The following is a 15,952-nucleotide window of genomic DNA, read 5'->3' on the forward strand; positions in this document are numbered from 1 at the left end:
ATCGACGGCCGGAAGCCCGGCGGCACCGCATTCCCGTGCCTGCTCCGGCGTGTTCAGACCGCCACCGGCCGCCGGACGGCCGCCGGCCGCAGATCCGGCAGGGCCAGCAAAACCGGCGGGTCGAAGCTGTGCCGCGGCCGCACCCGCACGTCGGTCAGCACGGCCGTGACCCCGCGGTGCACCGGCACCGGGCCGGCGAGCCCGGTGTAGGGGCGTGGCCCGCGTTCGTCGTCGTGGCCGGTGCCGAAGGTGTGGGCGATGACGTACCAGGAGCCGGGCGGCACGTCGGCCAGCCGGTACGGTCCCGGCCCGGCCAGGATCGCGTACCGCACGGGACGGCCTTCGGTGATCTTCGCCGGGAACAGGCCGACGAAGACGGTGCCGGCGGACGTCCCGTGCGGACAGTGCACGTGCCCGCGCACCGTGCTGCCCGAAGGCGCCTGGTCAGCGTGTTCGGGGAGCCGCGGCGGCAGGCCCCGGCTCTGCCGGTAGCCGCTCGGCGAGACCCCCACGCTGCCGCTGAAGCGGGCGCTGAAGGTGCCGACGCTGTTGTAGCCCACCTGGTGGCTGATGTCGGCGACCGAGATGGTCGTCGTCGCGAGCAGCCGTTTCGCTTCGGCCAGCCGCAGCGCGGACAGGAACCGTCCCGGGGAAAGCCCGGTCGCCCGCAGGAATACGCGGGTGAAGTGGAACTTGCTGAACATGGCGGCCCGGGCGAGGTCGTCGACAGTGAGCCGGTCGCCCAGGTGGTCCCGCATGGTCGTGATGGCGCGCGCCATGGCCTGTCGTACGACCTCGTCCATGGTGGCCCTCCTCCCGTCACCTGCCGCCGGAGCCGCGTTCCCCTGTGAAACGCGGCGCTGCCGGCGGAATGCTTCTCGGCAAGAACTGTAGGTCGGACGCTGTCTACTTCTTAAGTGCTCAGTGCACCGTTCCGGATGGGTTTCGCAGGGGCCGGACATGCGTTTTGCACATGGGCCCGGTACCGCGGTTTCAGGCGGTCCCCGGACGGGTATGCACTCCGGTGAGCGACCAGCCGGTCTGTCGCGTTTTGCGGCAGGATGAACACGAAAAGTGAGCGAAACGACGTTACGCGGTCGCCGTGCCTGCCCTCGATACTCCATTCGGGGGCAGGTACAACACTGCGCGGAGCAGACATAAAACACACTTGCCCGGTGATGTGGGCACTGGCTCCCGATCGCCCGTCGGCGGACTATTTGTGGCACGTGAAGATTTCAACTTCGCCACTGGGAGACCTCAATGTCCGCACACATTTCCGCTGACGTCCGCGCGCTTTTCGCCGATCTGGGGATCGAGGTCGAAAACACCGATGCGGCCGAGACCGGTCTCGTGATCGACTGTTTCGAACAATGGGGTGGCCGCACCGGTTCGGGGGTGCGCGCCACCACCTGCCCGACGAACGTCGACGCGCTGCGCGACGTGGAACTCGCCGCGTGAGCCCGTGCCGGCTGCCGTCCGCACTGGTCCGGGCCTGAGGGAGCCGGTCATCCGGGGGTGCGTTCGCCCCGGAGGCCGGCTCCTCTCTTGTGCCGGCGGTCCACTGGCGACAGTCAATGGGAAAATTTCCCACCACTCGCCTATTTGCTTTTACTACCTTCCGGTAGCCGGTCGAGCGCGTTCTGCTGTGAAAGTATCGAATTACTTCGAGACGCACGTGCATTTCCCGATGTGAACCCTCTCGGCCCAACCGGGAGTCCGGTCGAAATGTTTAACTGAGGCCCTGGGGATTCGTGAGGGCGGAGGCGCCTCGTGATCAAAGTTCTCGTCGCCGAAGACATGCACATTGTCCGCGGCGCGCTCGTCGCGCTGTTGCGCCTGGAGCCCGACATCGACGTGGTGGCCGAGGTCGCGTCCGGGACCGAGATCCTCCCCGCTGCCCGGGCCACCGAAGCAGACGTCGCGATCATCGACATCGACCTGCCGGGCAAGGACGGCCTCACCGCGGCCTGCGAGCTGCACGAGCAGCTGCCGCGTTGCCGCACTCTCATCCTCACCAGCCTGGGCCGCCCGGGCACGCTCAGGCGCGCGCTGGACGCCAAGGTGCGCGGGTTCCTGCTGAAGGACGCGCCGCCGGATCAGCTCGCCAACGCCGTGCGCGGCGTCGCGGCCGGACGGCGGATGGTGGACGGCGACCTGGCCCTGGCGGCCTGGGACAGCGACGACTGCCCGCTGACCGGCCGTGAGCTCGACGTGCTGCGGCTGACTTCACAGGGCTACGGGACGGTCGAAGTGGCGGCCCGGCTCTACCTGTCGGCGGGCACGGTGCGGAACTACCTGACGACGGTGGTGTCGAAGCTGGGGGCGCGCAACCGGGTGGACGCGATCCGGCTGGCCAGGGAGTCCGGCTGGATCTGAGGGCGGCCCTCAGACGGGCACCACCGCGCGCAGCCGGAACCGGCCGTCGTCCACCACGCCGGCGGTCAGCTCTCCGCCGAGGTCCGCCACCCGGTGGGACAGGTTGCCGATGCCGCTGCCCGACGCGGTGCCGGACCGGGCGGACCCGTCGGCCGCCGGGGCGGCGGGGGTGGCCGGGCGCGCGCCGGGCCGCTCGACGCCGTCGTTGACGATCTCGAGGCTGACGCCGCCGTCGATGCGGTGCAGGGCGATCTCACAGGTCTTCACCCGGCTGTGCCGGAGCACGTTCGTGACGCCCTCCCGCAGCACCACCGCCAGCACCGTGCGGACCGGCGCGGGCAGCTCGTCCTGGAGCATCTCCATCCGGACCCGGACGTCGGCGGAGGCGAGCACCGAGCGGGCCGAGCGGGACTCGCTGTCGAGGGACAGTTCCCGGTAGCCGCTGGCCACCGAGCGCACGTCGGAGAGGGCCTGCCTGGTCAGGCCCAGGATCTCGACCAGCTCCTCGGTCGCCCGGTCACGGTCCAGCGGCAGCACCCGCGCCGTCAGCTCGCTCTTGAGCGCGATCGCCGAGAGGCTCATGCCGAGCAGGTCGTGCAGGTCGCGGGCGAAGCGCAGGCGCTCCTCGGCGACCGCGGTCTCGGCCAGCCGCCGCCGGCTGTGGTTGAGCTCGGCGACCAGCCGGACCAGCCACAGCATGCCGAACACGATGAGCCCGGCGAGCACCGTGCCGATGGAGAACAGCACCGCGTAGAGGGTGTCTTCGCCTGCCTTCCCGGCGACGTACTGGAGCCAGAGGTAGAAGCCGGCGTTCGCGGCGAAGACCAGCCAGCCGGCGACCGGGGGCAGGACCAGCAGCGCGCAGCCCATGAGCAGCGACGGCATGCTCACCCAGTCCCCCTGCAGCGGCAGCATCGGAAGGTAGATCAGGCAGGCCTGGACGAACAGCATCGCGACGCTCTGGCCCGAGCGCAGCCGGGTGGACGGGCGGTTGAAGTAGGCGAACTGCAGGGTCAGCAGCGCCACCAGCGACCCGGCGACGAGCGCGATGTGCCAGCCGTCCGTGGTCAGCAGGAGCTCGTGCACGAAGGCCCCGAGGCCGAACAGGGTGAAGGTGACCGGCATGAGCACCCGGACCCGCCTCGACTCCGCGTGGGCCAGCTGGGAACCGTCGTCGGCCGGCGGCGGCTCGACCCGGTCCGGCAGCGGCAGCTCGACGAGCAGCCGGAACCGGCCGTCCTCGCCGATGCCGCTGCGCACGGTGCCGCCCAGCGTGGCCACCTCGTCCGGCAGCCGGGCGAGCAACTCGGACTCCGCGGGCAGGTCGTCGGGGCCCACGCCGTCGTTGACGATCTCCAGGGACACCCGGCCGTGCCGCTGGTGGACCGCGATCTCGCAGTGTTCGACGTCGCTGTGGCGCAGGACGTCGGTGACGCCCTCCTGCAGCACCTTGGCGAGCAGGGTGCGCGCCTGGACCGGCAGGTCGCCCTGGTCCAGGTGGATCCGCACGGCGATGTCGGAGGCGGTCAGCAGCGACTGGGCGGTGCGGAACTCCTTCTCGAGCGACAGCTCGCGGTAGCCGTGGGACACCGCGCGGACGTCGGAGAGCGTGCGCTGCGCGGTGGCGGTGATCTCGGCGAGCTCGGCCTGCGCCTGCTCGCGCGACTTGCGCATCAGGCGGTGCACCAGCTCACCCTTGAGGGCGATGGCCGAGAGGCTCAGGCCGAGCAGGTCGTGCAGGTCCCTGGCGAAGGCCAGGCGCTGCTCGGCGACCGCGCGGCGGGCGAGCTCGGTCCGGGCCAGGTGCAGCTCGCGGATCATCCGGGCGAGCAACGCGAGCTGGGCGAAGACCAGGCTGTAGACGGCGACGCCGAGGACGGTCCAGATCGACAGCAGCGGGGCGTCGTAGCGCAGCTCGATCCACAGCACCGCGGCCAGGTTGAGGCCGAAGAGGGGCCACGCGAACCGGGCGGGCAGCACCAGCAGCACCGCGCCGCCGAAGAAGGCCGGCATCGCCGTCCACATGGCGTCGAAGGTGAAGACCGGCACGTATCCCAGCAGGGCCAGCACGACCAGCAGGACCCGGCTGACCCGCGTGTCGAGGCGGACCGACGGCCTGCTGAAGTAGAGCAGCTGGATGGCGAGGAGCAGCGCGACCGCGAGGATGGCGTAACCGGCTCCGATCGGGCTCACCGACAGGGGGAGGAGGCTGGCGAGCAGCGCGACCCCGAAGCCGGCGACGACCACGGTGATGATCGAGCCGGCGAGGTAGGTCGCCAGCTTGGGCCGCCGGTCGACCGCGCTCGTGCCCCGGGGCACCGAAAGGGCGCCCGTGCGGTTCGAGCCGACGACCGGAGACATGCGCAACGATCCTCCGGTGTCGTGGCGTCGCACGGAGTGGGTTCGGTGACCCGGGCTGAGCTCGGTCTGCATGCTTCCGGCCAATCCTATCTCATCCCGTCGGCTCGGTAGGACCGATCCGGCCAAAAGCAGGCCGACCCCGTGCGGCACGTAACCGTTGCTACTGAGCCATTCGGCCGTGACTGTGGTCGGAGCCGTGACTGTGGTCGGATCGGTGACGATCGGCACAGTCGGCGAAGAGTGGCCGCGCGGCAGTGCATCCGGCTCCGGCCGGACCGTCCGTTCCGGTCAGTTCAGCCGCGGCGCGGGGCCCGCGCGACGTCCGCCAGGGCGAGGAAATCCAGGTAAGGCACGGCGATCGAGCCGGTGTGCAGCACGGATCGCCCGTCCTGGCGGAGGAAACTCAGGCCGGGACCGTCGTCGTGCTCGCCGAGGCCGGCGCCCTCGAGGCGGCGCGTCGCCGGGAAGTCCGCGGCGAACCCGGTGTCCAGCGCCGAATACACCGGCAGGTCCCACCCGAAGTGCTTGCGGTACTGCTCGATCTTCGCGTACGGGGCGTGGGAAACGATTACCAGGCGGGTGTCCCGTGTGTGCAGCGCGGCCGAAAGCTCTTCGGCCGACGCGACGGCGGACGGCCGGCTGCGATCGGGGACGGTGTGGTGCACCACGAGCCGTTGACGTCCCTCGAACAGCCCGGCCAGGGTGACCGGGCCCGCGGGCCCGACGAACCGGTACGCCCCGGCAGGCACCGGACGTGGCCTGGACAGGGCCGGCCGGGTCGGGCCGGGCAGGGCCAGTTCGGTCATGATCGCCTCCTGGGTGCGGTGTGCCGGTGCACACCGCGCATTGTGCGCCCGGACGCCGGATCCGGTCACCGGTTCGCGAGGCAGCAGAGCAAGGTGGGAGACGCGGCGCCCGGGCCGCCGGGCGCGGGCGCGGGCCGGGCCCTAGGCTCGCGCCCATGGCGAAGTACTTCGACGTGCACCCGGACAACCCCCAGCGGCGCGCCATCGGCCAGATCGCGGACCTGGTGCGGAGCGACGGGCTGATCGCCTACCCGACCGACTCCTGCTACGCGCTCGGGTGCCGGCTCGACAACCCGGAGGGCCTCGACCGCATCCGCGCGATCCGCAAGCTCGACCGGCGGCACCACTTCACACTGGTCTGCCAGGACTTCGGTCAGCTGGGCCAGTTCGTGCACGTGGACAACGCCGTGTTCCGGGCGATCAAGTCGGCGACGCCGGGCAGTTACACGTTCATCCTGCCCGCCACCAAGGAGGTGCCGCGGCGGCTGATGCACGACAAGAAGAAGACCGTCGGCGTCCGCATCCCCGCGCACGTCGTCACCCAGGCGCTGCTGGCCGAACTGGGCGAACCGCTGGTGTCCAGCACGCTGCTGCTGCCGGACGTGCCGGACCCGCTGACGCAGGGCTGGGAGATCAAGGACGAGCTCGACCACGTGCTCGACGCGGTCGTGGACTCCGGTGACTGCGGGGTCGAGCCGACCACGGTCGTCGACTTCTCCTCGGGGGAGGCCGAGATCGTCCGCCGCGGTGCGGGCGACCCTGACCGCTTCGCCTGATCAGTCCGGTTCGGACGTCCACAGTGGATTTTGATGCCACTGCACCAGTTCCAGCCACCGGAGGGCGTGCGGCCCGGTGGCTTCGACGGCGAGCCCGGCGGCCGGGCGACGGCCGGTGAACAGCAGGCAGAAGTCCTCGGCGCGGCCGGTGATCCGGTCCGCCGCTTCGGCGGGACCGAAGTCCCACCGCGTGCCCGACGGCGCGGTCAGCTCGAACCGGAGCCGTCCGGCGGGCGGCCCGCCGTGCCCGGCGTAGACGTCGTCGCTCGTGCGGACGCCGTAGTAGGCGACGTGCCCGATGGCGTCGTCGCGCGAGAGCCGGGCGCCGAGCACGTCGGCGATGTCCTGGCCGCGGGCGAACAGCACCGTCTGCAGCGCCGCCGCCAGGAGGGACGGCCGCAGCGGGCCACCGGGCCACGGGACGTCCCCGGCCGCGGTGGCCAGCAGCTCGGTGGCCTTGCGGTGCTCCGAACGCCAGGCGAGCACTGCGTCGCCGAGCAGGCCGGAGCTCGTGATCCGCGGCGCGGGCTCCGACCCGGTGCCCTCCACGGCCAGGATGACCCGCCGCGCGACGACCGTCAGTTCGGCGAGGTGAGCGGTGACCGCGCGGCCGGCCGGCAGCGGCACCGACCCCGCGTGGCGGTGCACCAGATCCGCGAGGGCGTCCGCCTCGGACTCCAGGTCGGCGTACACGTCGGGCATGGCGGCGGCCTCCGGGGGTGATCGGCGCTGAGGTGTCGATGCTGCTCCCGGGCCGCCGTCGCGGGCGACTCGCGGGTTGCGGTCCCGGATCGGCTATGTTCGGGACCGGTAAGGCCGGATCCGGGGAGGACGCGTGAAGTACCTGCTGGCGATGCACATGAACCCCGACGTCTGGGAGGGGCTGTCCGAGCAGGACAAGGACGACGTGATGAGCGGCCACGGCGAGTTCATCCGCCGGATCCGCGAGTCGGGGGAGATGATCAGCACCCAGGCCCTCGACGCGCCGGCCAGGAGCGCCGTCGTCCGGGTGACGGACGGGGTGCCGGCGGTGACCGACGGGCCGTTCATCGAATCGAAGGAGTTCCTGGCGGGGTACTACCTGGTCGAGTGCGCTTCGCTCGAACGCGCGTACGAGGTGGCCGCGATGATCCCGGACGCGAAGATCAAGGGGCTCGGCATCGAGGTCCGGCCGGTGGTGTTCTTCGCCGACGCCGAAACCGAATCCGAGTTCACCGGCGGGTGAACGCGGCAGGGGATGCGGCAGGTATTGCGGCAGCAGGCGAGCGCCTGCGGCCGCTGGTGCCCCAGGTGCTCGGGGCGCTCGTGCGCCGGTACGGCCAGTTCGACGCGTGCGAAGACGCCGTCCAGGAGGCGCTGCTCGCCGCGTCGCAGCAGTGGCCGGCCGACGGGGTGCCGGACAATCCGTACGGCTGGCTCGTCGCCGTCGCGACTCGCCGGCTCACCGACCACTGGCGCAGCGAAAGCGCACGGCGGCGGCGGGAGGAGTCCGTCGCGCTCCGCGAGGAGGCGGCGGCGCCCGGACCGGACGACGACCGGCCGTCCGACGAGGACGATTCGCTCACCCTGCTCTTCCTGTGCTGCCACCCGGCGGTCTCCCCGCCGTCGCAGGTCGCGCTGACGCTGCGCGCGGTCGGCGGGCTGACCACGGCGCAGATCGCCAAGGCCTTCCTCGTGCCCGAAGCCACCATGACCCGGCGCATCACCCGGGCGAAGGAGAGCATCGCGGCGGCCGGCTCGACGTTCGGCGAACCGGACCCGGCCGACCGGGCGGAGCGGCTCCGGGTCGTGCTTCAGGTGCTGTACCTGATCTTCAACGAGGGCTACGCCGCCACGTCCGGGGCGGATCTGCAGGCACCCGAGCTGGCGCGCGAGGCGATCCGGCTGACCCGCGGGGTGCGCGCGCTGCTCCCGGCCGACGGCGAGGTGGCGGGCCTGCTCGCGCTCATGCTGCTGACGGACGCGCGCCGGCCGGCGCGGGTGGGTCCCGGCGGCGAGCTGGTCCCGCTCGCCGAGCAGGACCGCGGGCGCTGGGACCGGTCGATGATCGCCGAGGGCGCCGGACTGGTCCGCCGCACGCTGGGCCGCCACCCGGTCGGGCCCTACCAGGTGCAGGCGGCCATCGCCGCGCTGCACGACGAGGCGCCCAGCGCGGAAACCACGGACTGGCCGCAGGTCGTCCAGCTCTACGCGGTGCTCCAGGAGCTCGCCCCGAGCCCGGTGGTCACGCTGAACCAGGCGATCGCGATCGCGATGGCGGAAGGCCCGGAACAGGGGCTGGAGCTGCTGGCCACGGTGGCCGACGACAGCCGGATGAAGCAGAGCCACCGCCTCGACGCGACCCGGGCCCACCTGCTGGAACTGGCCGGCGACCGCGAAGCGGCCCGTGTCCACTACGTCCGAGCCGCGGAGGCGACCGCGAGCCGGCCGGAACAGCGTTATCTGCGGGAACGGGCTGATCGGCTGGGGTAGGTCGCGCGCGTGGGCTGCCGCCGGCCGGGACCGGGCCGACCCGCGGCCGCGTCAGCGCGCGCTCGTGGCGGCCACCCCTCCGGTGACCGCCACGGCGCCGTCCTCAGCGGACGACGATGCCCTCCTGGGGCGAAGGTGCCGCCGTGAGCCGGAAGAGGCGGGCGAACAGCTCCAGGTCCGCCAGCCTTCCCTCGATCGTGACGCGGCCCGTGCGGACGGCCTCCGCCGGGCTCGTCTGGCCGCCGATCACGTCCAGCAGGGCCCGGCCGCGATCGGCGTTGATGACCAGGTCCGCTTCCGGGAGGCGGCCCTCGGCCACCTTCAGGGCGCCGTCGTCGACCATCGCGTGCACCGTCATCGTGTCGTGGTAGCGGATCTCGAACGTCGCCTGCACCCCGGCGGCCGCTTCGCTGTGGAAGGTCGTGTAGAGCGAAAGGATCGCCGCGTCCAGCGTGAACACGTCGTCCGGGTCGCGGCCGTTCAGCGAACGGGCGCCCCACAGCCCGAGGTCCAGCAGGATGTGGTCCAGCTCGCTGCCGTACTCGGTCAGCTCGTACACCACGCCCGCGTCCAGGTCGGGACGCACGCGACGGCGGACGACCCCGGACTTCTCCAGCTCGTTGAGCCGGGCCGAGAGGATGCTGGGCGGGATCTTCGGGAGCCCGGCCTGCAACTCGGTGTACCGCTTCGAGCCGAGCACGAGGTCCCGCACGATGAGCAGCGCCCACCGTTCACCGACGAGCTCCATCGCGCGGGCCACTCCGCAGAACTGGCCATAGGTACGGGTTTGTGCAGTCATCGGTCCTCACTTCGTGCGGTGGGGTGGAACTGGTTGTGATCGCCCTCGGAGATGAGTTCGCGGTGCAGCAGCTGCAGGTCGTCGCACGGTTCGACGCCGAGCTCTTCGGCCAGCCGGCGGCGCAGGTCGCGGTACACGGCCATCGCGTCCGACCGGCGGCCGCTGCGCCCGAGCACTCGCATCAGCTGCCCGTGCAGCGCCTCGTCCAGCGGGTTGCCCACGGTCAGCGACCGCAGCTCGCCGATCAGCTCGCGGTGGCGTCCGCTGGCGATCTCCGCCTCGACCAGCAGGTGCAAAGTGGTGCGGTGCTGCTCGACCAGCTGGGTGACGTACGACTGCAGCACCGGTCCACAGGAGACGTTCGCGAGCGGCGGGCCCGCCCAGAGGTCCAGCGCTTCGCGGAACCGGCCCGCCGCGTCGTCGTGCTGCCCCCGCCGCTGCAGCGCCTGGCCCTCGTGCTGCAGCCGGTCGAAGCGGAAGACGTCCACCTGCGCGGGGTCGATGCGGAAGACGTAACCCGGGTTCTTCGTGACGAGCAGGTCGTCGGCGTTCTCGGCGAGCCCGTTCTGCTGGATGCACCGCCGCAGGTGGTAGACGTAGGTGTGCAGGGTGGTCCGCACTGTGCGGATCGGATCGTTGGCCCACAGCTCCCGCATGATCGAGTCGGCGTGGACCAGCCGGCCCGGCCGGACCACGAGCAAGGCCAGCAGTTGCAGGACTTTCGGTGTCGTCGGCGCGTAGTCGACGCCGTCGCGCAGGACGCCGAGCGGACCGAGAACCGTGAACCGGACGGCACTTTCGGATGGTTCCCGTGGCCGCGGGGTCACCCCGGCCGGTAGCCTTGATTCGGAGTACATTGCCGAACGCCTCCAGTGTGCGGCCGTGTTGCCGGCTCCCCAGTAAGTGCTGCAGTGATGTCGGATCAGCGCCGTGCCGGGACCGATGTGCCGTCGATCCCCCCGGCTGTCCAGGTTTGAATGTGACAGAGCGGCCGGGGTGCGGCCAGTGAGCCGCCCACCAGAGTCGAAATGTGTTTCTCCGCCCGGTCCCGTGCAATCCGCACCTTTCCCGGCGGTGTCCCGCGGCGCCCGACCCGGCCGGATTCGCGATCCGGATCATGCCGCGGGGCCGGACGCACGGCGGAAGGCCCGTGCTCACTCGCCGTGTCGGGGCAGCTCTCACCACCGATCCGTGCACCGCTCACGGCGGGAGCCGGGCATTCCGCACACGTCGGGCGTTCCCGGCCGACCGGGTTTCCCGCGGCCTCCGGCGAGGCTCGATCGTCCGTCCACCGACCTGCGACATCCGGCGTCTTACCTGGCGAGGAGGGAAATTCAAGCCGGAGGAATTCGAGGTTGGACTGATGATCTTGCGATCGGTTGCGTCCACGGGGGCGAAGCGGGAGGTCGACGAGCCACCGGAGGACGCGGACCGGCTCAGGCGTGAACACGCCGTCCAGCCGGCGATCCTGCGGGCCATCGAACTGCTGCTCGAACGCTACTTCGAGCCCATCACCCTGTCGGCGCTGGCCGCCGAGGTGTACGTGAGCCCCTTCCACTTCTCCCGCATCTTCGCGAAGGCGACCGGGGTCACGCCGGGCCGGTTCCTGACGGCCGTGCGCCTGTTCGAGGCGAAACGGTTGCTGCTGACCACTTCCCTGACTGTGTCGGACATCGTCTGCAGTGTCGGCTACAGCAGTGTCGGCACCTTCACGAGCCGGTTCGTCCGCGCCGTCGGCATGACGCCGACCGAGTACCGCGAGCCGGAAGTCGGCGAGCTGCTCGTGGCGCACTCGGCGTACTTCCAGCGGCTGCCGTCGCTGCAGTCGCTGCGGGACGCCGGGCGCAACTGCGCTTCGCAGCCAGTGGGCACCGGCCACCTGGACGTCGACCTCGTCCTGCCGGACGACGCGCCGCCGGCCACCGTGCTCGTCGGCGTGTTCGCCGACAGCGTGCCGCAACGCGGCCCGGTCGCCTTCGGCGGTTCGGCGAACACCCGGTCCGGGCGGTTGACCGTCCACGGCGTGCCGGATGGCAACTGGACCGTGATCGCGGTCGCCGACCACGGCGGGCACCTCACCGGCGGCCCCGCCTTCACGGTCGGCACCGCGGAGGCCGCCGTGACGCCGTTCGACCCGCCGGACGTCACCGTCCGGCTGCGGCGGCCCGCGCTGACCGACCCGCCGATCGCGATCACCCTGGCGTCCCGGCCGACGCCGTCGAGCCGGCAGCAGTTCGCCACGCAACGGCCGCACCTGCGCGCCGTGGCCTGAGCCCCCTTTCCCCCGACCGACAGGAAGATCCGGATGTCGACTCTGCTCGGCGTGCTGCGCAAGCGCGTGCTCGCCCCCTCTCTCGCGTCCGTCGGCTTCGCCGAGCGCGGGTTCCCGGTGGTGCACACCGACGCCACGGCCCGGCTGGAGGCGGTGCCGCAAGCGGTGGTGTGCGGGTTCGAATGGGCCATCGAAGGCGCGTCGCTGTGGGAGATCGAACGGCGCCTCGCGCTGATCGAGCCCGAACAGCGCGGGTTCGCCTACGAGGGCGCGACCATGGGCTACTCGATCCTCGACGCCATGCCCGGCGGCGGCTCGGACCGGACGCGCGAGCTGCTCGAAGGACCGGGCCGCCCGCACATCTTCCTGACCTACATCGGGATCGGCTTCGCGATGGCGCGGCTGCCGCGTCCACTGTGGAAGAAGATCCTGCCCGAGCTGACCGGGGTGGCCTACCACCCGGTGATGAGCTGGCTCGCCGTCGACGGCTACGGCTTCGACCGCGCCTACTTCGACACCGGGAAGTGGGTGGAGCGGCAGGCTGCCCCGGAGCCGTACCCGTGGGCCGAGCGGCCGGGCTACTTCCCGCGGGCGTTCGACCAGGGGGTCGGCCGCGCGTTGTGGTTCATCCACGGCGGGAACCCGGACGGGGTCGCCGCCGCGGTCGGCCGGTTCGCCGAGCACCGCCGGGCCGACCTGTGGAGCGGAGCCGGGCTCGCCGCGACGTTCGCGGGCGGCAGTGACCAGGTCGGGCTGGCGCGGCTGCGCCGGGCGGCCGGCGGGTACCAGGACGAGCTCGGGCTGGGCGCGGTGTTCGCGGTGAAGGCGCGCACCTACTCCGGGTACGTGCCGGCGCACACCCACCTCGCGTGCGGCGGCCTGGTCGACCTGACCGTGCGGGAGGCGCAGAACCTGGCGGACCGCACCGAACGGGCCGACGGCGACGACGGGCCGGAGCCGCCCTACGAACTGTGGCGGGAGCGGATCCGGGAAGAGCTCCGCCCGGCCGCCGCGCGCCGCGCGAGCTGAGCGGTGATCGCACGCAACCGTGGAGTAGACCGCCGGCCGGCGGATCTGTGACCGTGGAACCGACGAGCAGAAACAAATCCCATTCGACCCGTGAGGGGGAGAGTGCGTTGGGCAATGGCTGGCGTGCGCTCAGGCGCCGTATCCTGACACCGAACGTTTCGGAGACTTCGCTGGAAAAGCGTGGCTTCCACCGAAAGAGCCCAGCCGCTCAAGAACGACTCGAGACGGTCGGGGAGAAATTCCTCCTCGGGTACGCGCACGCGGTCGAAGCGCGTTCGGCCGAGCAAGCCGAAGAATGGCTCGAGCGCATTCCTCCGCAGTACCGCGGATTCGCCTACGAAGGCGCGGGAATGGGGTACGGCGTCCTCGACGGGCTGCCGTTCGGCAAGAGCACGAACATCGCCGAGTTCCTGGCCGGCCCCGGCGAGAAGCACGACTACATCATCTATGTCGGGGTGGGCTGGGCCATGTGCCGGCTCCCGCGGTTCGCCTGGCCGAAGGCGTCGGCCTTCGACCCGCTGCTGCGCTGGCTGGTCCTCGACGGCTACGGCTTCCACCAGGCGTACTTCAAGACCGACAAGTACATCCGGAACCAGTACCAGGAGCAGGGCTTCTCCTGGCCGGAACGGCGCTACGACCGGTACGCGCTGCGGGCCATCGACCAGGGCATCGGCCGGGCGCTGTGGTTCATCTGCGGCACCGACGTCGCCCTGGTGACCAAGACGATCGAGGAGTTCCCCGAGTCCCGCCACGGCGACCTGTACGCCGGGGTCGGGCTGGCCTCGACCTACGCGTGCGGCGTCACGGCCGGAGAGCTGGCGGAACTGGTCGAGCGGGCCGGCATCCACCACGGGCAGCTGGCACAGGGAAGCGCCTTCGCCGCCGAGTGCCGGGTGCGCTCGGGCCTGATGATCCCGGAGACCGAGATGGCGGCCCGGGCGATCTGCGGCCTGCCGGCCGAGCGCGCGGCGGCCATCACCCAAGAGGTCCGTCCGGACGTGGTCGTCGACGGCGACGACGTCCCGGCGTTCGAAATCTGGCGGCAGCGCATTGCCGAAGAAGTGCTGACCCACGGAGGGAAGAAGAAATGACCGCGACCTTCGGCTGGCTGCGCAAGCAGCTGGCGGGCATCGTGGCGCTGGTGCTGATCCTCGGCCTGTTCCTGGTCGCGCGGCTGCCCAGCGTCGACGCCGCCGAGCAGGACTCGATGGCGGGCAAGTTCCACTTCACCCCGATGACGATCGCGCTGCCCGCGGCGAAGAAGTCGCAGTCGATCCGGACGGTGAACAAGGAGTACGAGAAGATCGCGGCCTGGATCTCCTCGGTGGGCGCCGCGATCGCGATCAACGACATCAGCGGCAGCGGCAAGCCGAACGACCTCTGCCTGGTGGACCCGCGCAGCGACCAGGTCGTCATCACGCCGGCGCCGGACTCGGGCCCGCGTTACGCCCCCTTCGCGCTCGACCCCGCGCCGGCGCTGCCGACGTGGGACTACATGGCGCCGATGGGCTGCGTCCCCGGTGACTACAACGAGGACGGCCGCACCGACGTCCTGGCCTATTACTGGGGCCGGAGCCCGGTGCTGTTCCTGCAGAAGGCCACCGCCACCAAGTTCGACGCCTCGGCCTTCCAGCCGACCGAGCTGCTGCCGGGCAACCACCGCGGCCCGGACGGCAAGTACAACGGTCCGCTGTGGAACACCGACTCCGTGACCATCGGCGACTTCGACGGCGACGGGCACATCGACGTCTTCGTCGGGAACTACTTCCCGGACAGCAAGGTCCTCGACCCGAACGCCGACGGCGGCATCACGCTGAACCAGTCGATGTCGCACGCGGTGAACTCGGGCGCCAAGTACATCTTCCGCTGGACCGGCGCGACGTCCGGGGCGAACCCGGCCGCGCAGTTCGCCGACGCCTCGGCGGGCATCCCGGAGGACGCACGCCTCGGCTGGACGCTGGCCTCCAGCGCGACCGACGTCGACGGCGACAACCTGCCGGAGCTCTACATCGCCAACGACTTCGGGCACGACCACTTCCTGTACAACAAGTCCACGCCGGGGCACGTGTCCTTCGGCGAGGTCACCGGGGTCCGCGGGATCGCCGACCCGAAGTCGAAGGTGCTGGGCCACGACTCCTTCAAGGGGATGGGCGTCGACTTCGGCGACCTGAACCACGACGGCCTCTACGACCTCTTCGTCAGCAACATCACGACGTCGTGGGGCATCGAGGAGTCGAACTTCCAGTTCATGAACGAGGCCAAGGACAACGCGGACCTGACCCGGCAGCTGAAGGACGGCGTCGCGCCGTTCCACGACGACAGCGGCAAGAACGGCACGGCGTGGTCCGGCTGGGGCTGGGACGTCAAGATCCAGGACTTCAACAACAGCGGTGAGAACCAGATCGCCCAGGCGACCGGGTTCGTCAAGGGGCAGATCAACCGCTGGCCGAACCTGCAGGAGATCGCCACGGCCCACGACGGCCTGCTGTCCAACCCGTTGTGGTGGCCGAACGCCCGCGCCGGTGACGACATCGGTGGCGACCAGACGCTGCACTTCTTCGTGAAGAGCCCGGACGGCCGCTACGCCGACCTCGCGCCGAAGCTGGGCCTGGCCGTGCCGGTGCCCACCCGCGGCATCGCCGTCGGCGACACCGACTCCGACGGCCTGCCCGAGTTCGCCGTGGCCCGGCAGTGGGAAGAGCCGATCTTCTACCACAATGACAGCCCGAACCCCGGCAAGTACCTGCAGCTGAAGCTGACCACCGACGCCCCGGTGGCGCCCGGCCCGCTGCCCGCGGCCGGCGTGCCCGCGATCGGCGCCCAGGTCACCGTGACCACCTCGGACGGCAAGAAGTACCTCGGCCGGGTCGACGGCAGCAGCGGGGAGGCCGGCCGGCGCAGCTTCGACATCCAGATCGGTCTCGGCCACGACGTCAGCGGCCCGCTCGACGTGCACCTGCAGTGGCGCGACCGGACCGGGCAGCTGCGGACACAGAACCTGAAGCTCGAACCCGGCTGCCACATGTATCAGCTCGGCTCCACGGCGAAGGAAGCGATGTGA

At 71.1% G+C, this 15,952-nt stretch carries 15 protein-coding genes; 9 read left to right on the forward strand and 6 right to left on the reverse strand.

Translation table 11 applies throughout. From position 1 onward, the window contains the following. Positions 1-53 precede the first annotated feature (53 nt). Positions 54-803, reverse strand: a complete 750-nt coding sequence (locus A3CE_RS0138780) for a helix-turn-helix domain-containing protein (protein WP_020645490.1) — start codon at positions 801-803, stop codon at positions 54-56. A gap of 457 nt (positions 804-1,260) precedes the next feature. On the opposite strand from A3CE_RS0138780, the gene A3CE_RS52215 reads away from it, so the two are divergent. After that, entirely contained in the window at positions 1,261-1,458 is a 198-nt protein-coding gene (locus tag A3CE_RS52215; RefSeq protein ID WP_020645491.1) for a hypothetical protein, read from the forward strand. 312 nt (positions 1,459-1,770) lie between these two features. Next, on the forward strand, positions 1,771-2,376 hold the full coding sequence (locus A3CE_RS0138790) for a response regulator transcription factor (RefSeq protein WP_020645492.1): 606 nt from the start codon (positions 1,771-1,773) through the stop codon (positions 2,374-2,376). A gap of 9 nt (positions 2,377-2,385) precedes the next feature. Here the strand turns inward: A3CE_RS0138790 and A3CE_RS0138795 are convergent, their stop codons facing one another. Further along, positions 2,386-4,737: a sensor histidine kinase gene (locus tag A3CE_RS0138795; RefSeq protein WP_020645493.1), complete on the reverse strand. Its 2,352-nt coding sequence runs from the start codon at positions 4,735-4,737 to the stop codon at positions 2,386-2,388. A 293-nt stretch (positions 4,738-5,030) separates the two neighbouring features. Beyond that, positions 5,031-5,543: a DUF899 family protein gene (locus A3CE_RS0138800; protein WP_020645494.1), complete on the reverse strand. Its 513-nt coding sequence runs from the start codon at positions 5,541-5,543 to the stop codon at positions 5,031-5,033. A gap of 155 nt (positions 5,544-5,698) precedes the next feature. Here A3CE_RS0138800 and A3CE_RS0138805 point away from each other — a divergent pair, with 155 nt between their 5' ends. Then, a complete protein-coding gene (locus tag A3CE_RS0138805) occupies positions 5,699-6,319 on the forward strand; it encodes an L-threonylcarbamoyladenylate synthase (RefSeq protein ID WP_020645495.1) in 621 nt (206 codons plus the stop codon). On the opposite strand, the gene A3CE_RS52220 is transcribed toward A3CE_RS0138805, so the two are convergent. Then, a complete protein-coding gene (locus A3CE_RS52220; protein ID WP_020645496.1) occupies positions 6,320-7,021 on the reverse strand; it encodes a hypothetical protein in 702 nt (233 codons plus the stop codon). A gap of 133 nt (positions 7,022-7,154) precedes the next feature. Here A3CE_RS52220 and A3CE_RS0138815 point away from each other — a divergent pair, with 133 nt between their 5' ends. Both A3CE_RS0138815 and A3CE_RS0138820 read left to right on the forward strand, forming a co-directional pair. Continuing rightward, positions 7,155-7,544: a YciI family protein gene (locus A3CE_RS0138815; RefSeq protein ID WP_020645497.1), complete on the forward strand. Its 390-nt coding sequence runs from the start codon at positions 7,155-7,157 to the stop codon at positions 7,542-7,544. Between the two features lie 65 nt (positions 7,545-7,609). Continuing rightward, positions 7,610-8,791 carry an RNA polymerase sigma factor gene (locus tag A3CE_RS0138820; RefSeq protein ID WP_245589653.1) on the forward strand — a complete coding sequence of 394 codons (1,182 nt, stop codon included), beginning with the start codon at positions 7,610-7,612 and terminating at the stop codon, positions 8,789-8,791. Positions 8,792-8,894: 103 nt separating this feature from the next. On the opposite strand, the gene A3CE_RS0138825 is transcribed toward A3CE_RS0138820, so the two are convergent. Together A3CE_RS0138825 and A3CE_RS0138830 are read right to left on the reverse strand one after the other, a co-directional pair. Further along, positions 8,895-9,590, reverse strand: coding sequence for a winged helix-turn-helix transcriptional regulator (locus A3CE_RS0138825; RefSeq protein ID WP_026469285.1), 696 nt, complete (start codon positions 9,588-9,590; stop codon positions 8,895-8,897). Further along, on the reverse strand, positions 9,587-10,447 hold the full coding sequence (locus tag A3CE_RS0138830) for an AfsR/SARP family transcriptional regulator (protein WP_051183814.1): 861 nt from the start codon (positions 10,445-10,447) through the stop codon (positions 9,587-9,589). Before A3CE_RS0138830 ends, A3CE_RS0138825 begins: the two co-directional genes overlap by 4 nt. Before the next feature lie 506 nt (positions 10,448-10,953). Here A3CE_RS0138830 and A3CE_RS0138835 point away from each other — a divergent pair. The 4 genes from A3CE_RS0138835 to A3CE_RS0138850 all read left to right on the forward strand — a co-directional run bounded on the left by A3CE_RS0138835 (position 10,954) and on the right by A3CE_RS0138850 (position 15,952). Beyond that, positions 10,954-11,862, forward strand: a complete 909-nt coding sequence (locus tag A3CE_RS0138835; RefSeq protein ID WP_020645501.1) for a helix-turn-helix transcriptional regulator — start codon at positions 10,954-10,956, stop codon at positions 11,860-11,862. A 33-nt stretch (positions 11,863-11,895) separates the two neighbouring features. Next, complete coding sequence (locus A3CE_RS0138840; protein ID WP_020645502.1) at positions 11,896-12,891, forward strand: DUF1702 family protein; 996 nt, start codon at positions 11,896-11,898, stop codon at positions 12,889-12,891. A gap of 107 nt (positions 12,892-12,998) precedes the next feature. Further along, complete coding sequence (locus A3CE_RS0138845; RefSeq protein WP_020645503.1) at positions 12,999-13,982, forward strand: DUF1702 family protein; 984 nt, start codon at positions 12,999-13,001, stop codon at positions 13,980-13,982. Beyond that, complete coding sequence (locus A3CE_RS0138850; RefSeq protein ID WP_020645504.1) at positions 13,979-15,952, forward strand: CRTAC1 family protein; 1,974 nt, start codon at positions 13,979-13,981, stop codon at positions 15,950-15,952. The genes A3CE_RS0138845 and A3CE_RS0138850 overlap by 4 nt, the downstream gene beginning before the upstream one ends.

Origin of the sequence: Amycolatopsis balhimycina FH 1894, from assembly GCF_000384295.1 — a bacterium.
GTDB lineage: Bacteria > Actinomycetota > Actinomycetes > Mycobacteriales > Pseudonocardiaceae > Amycolatopsis > Amycolatopsis balhimycina.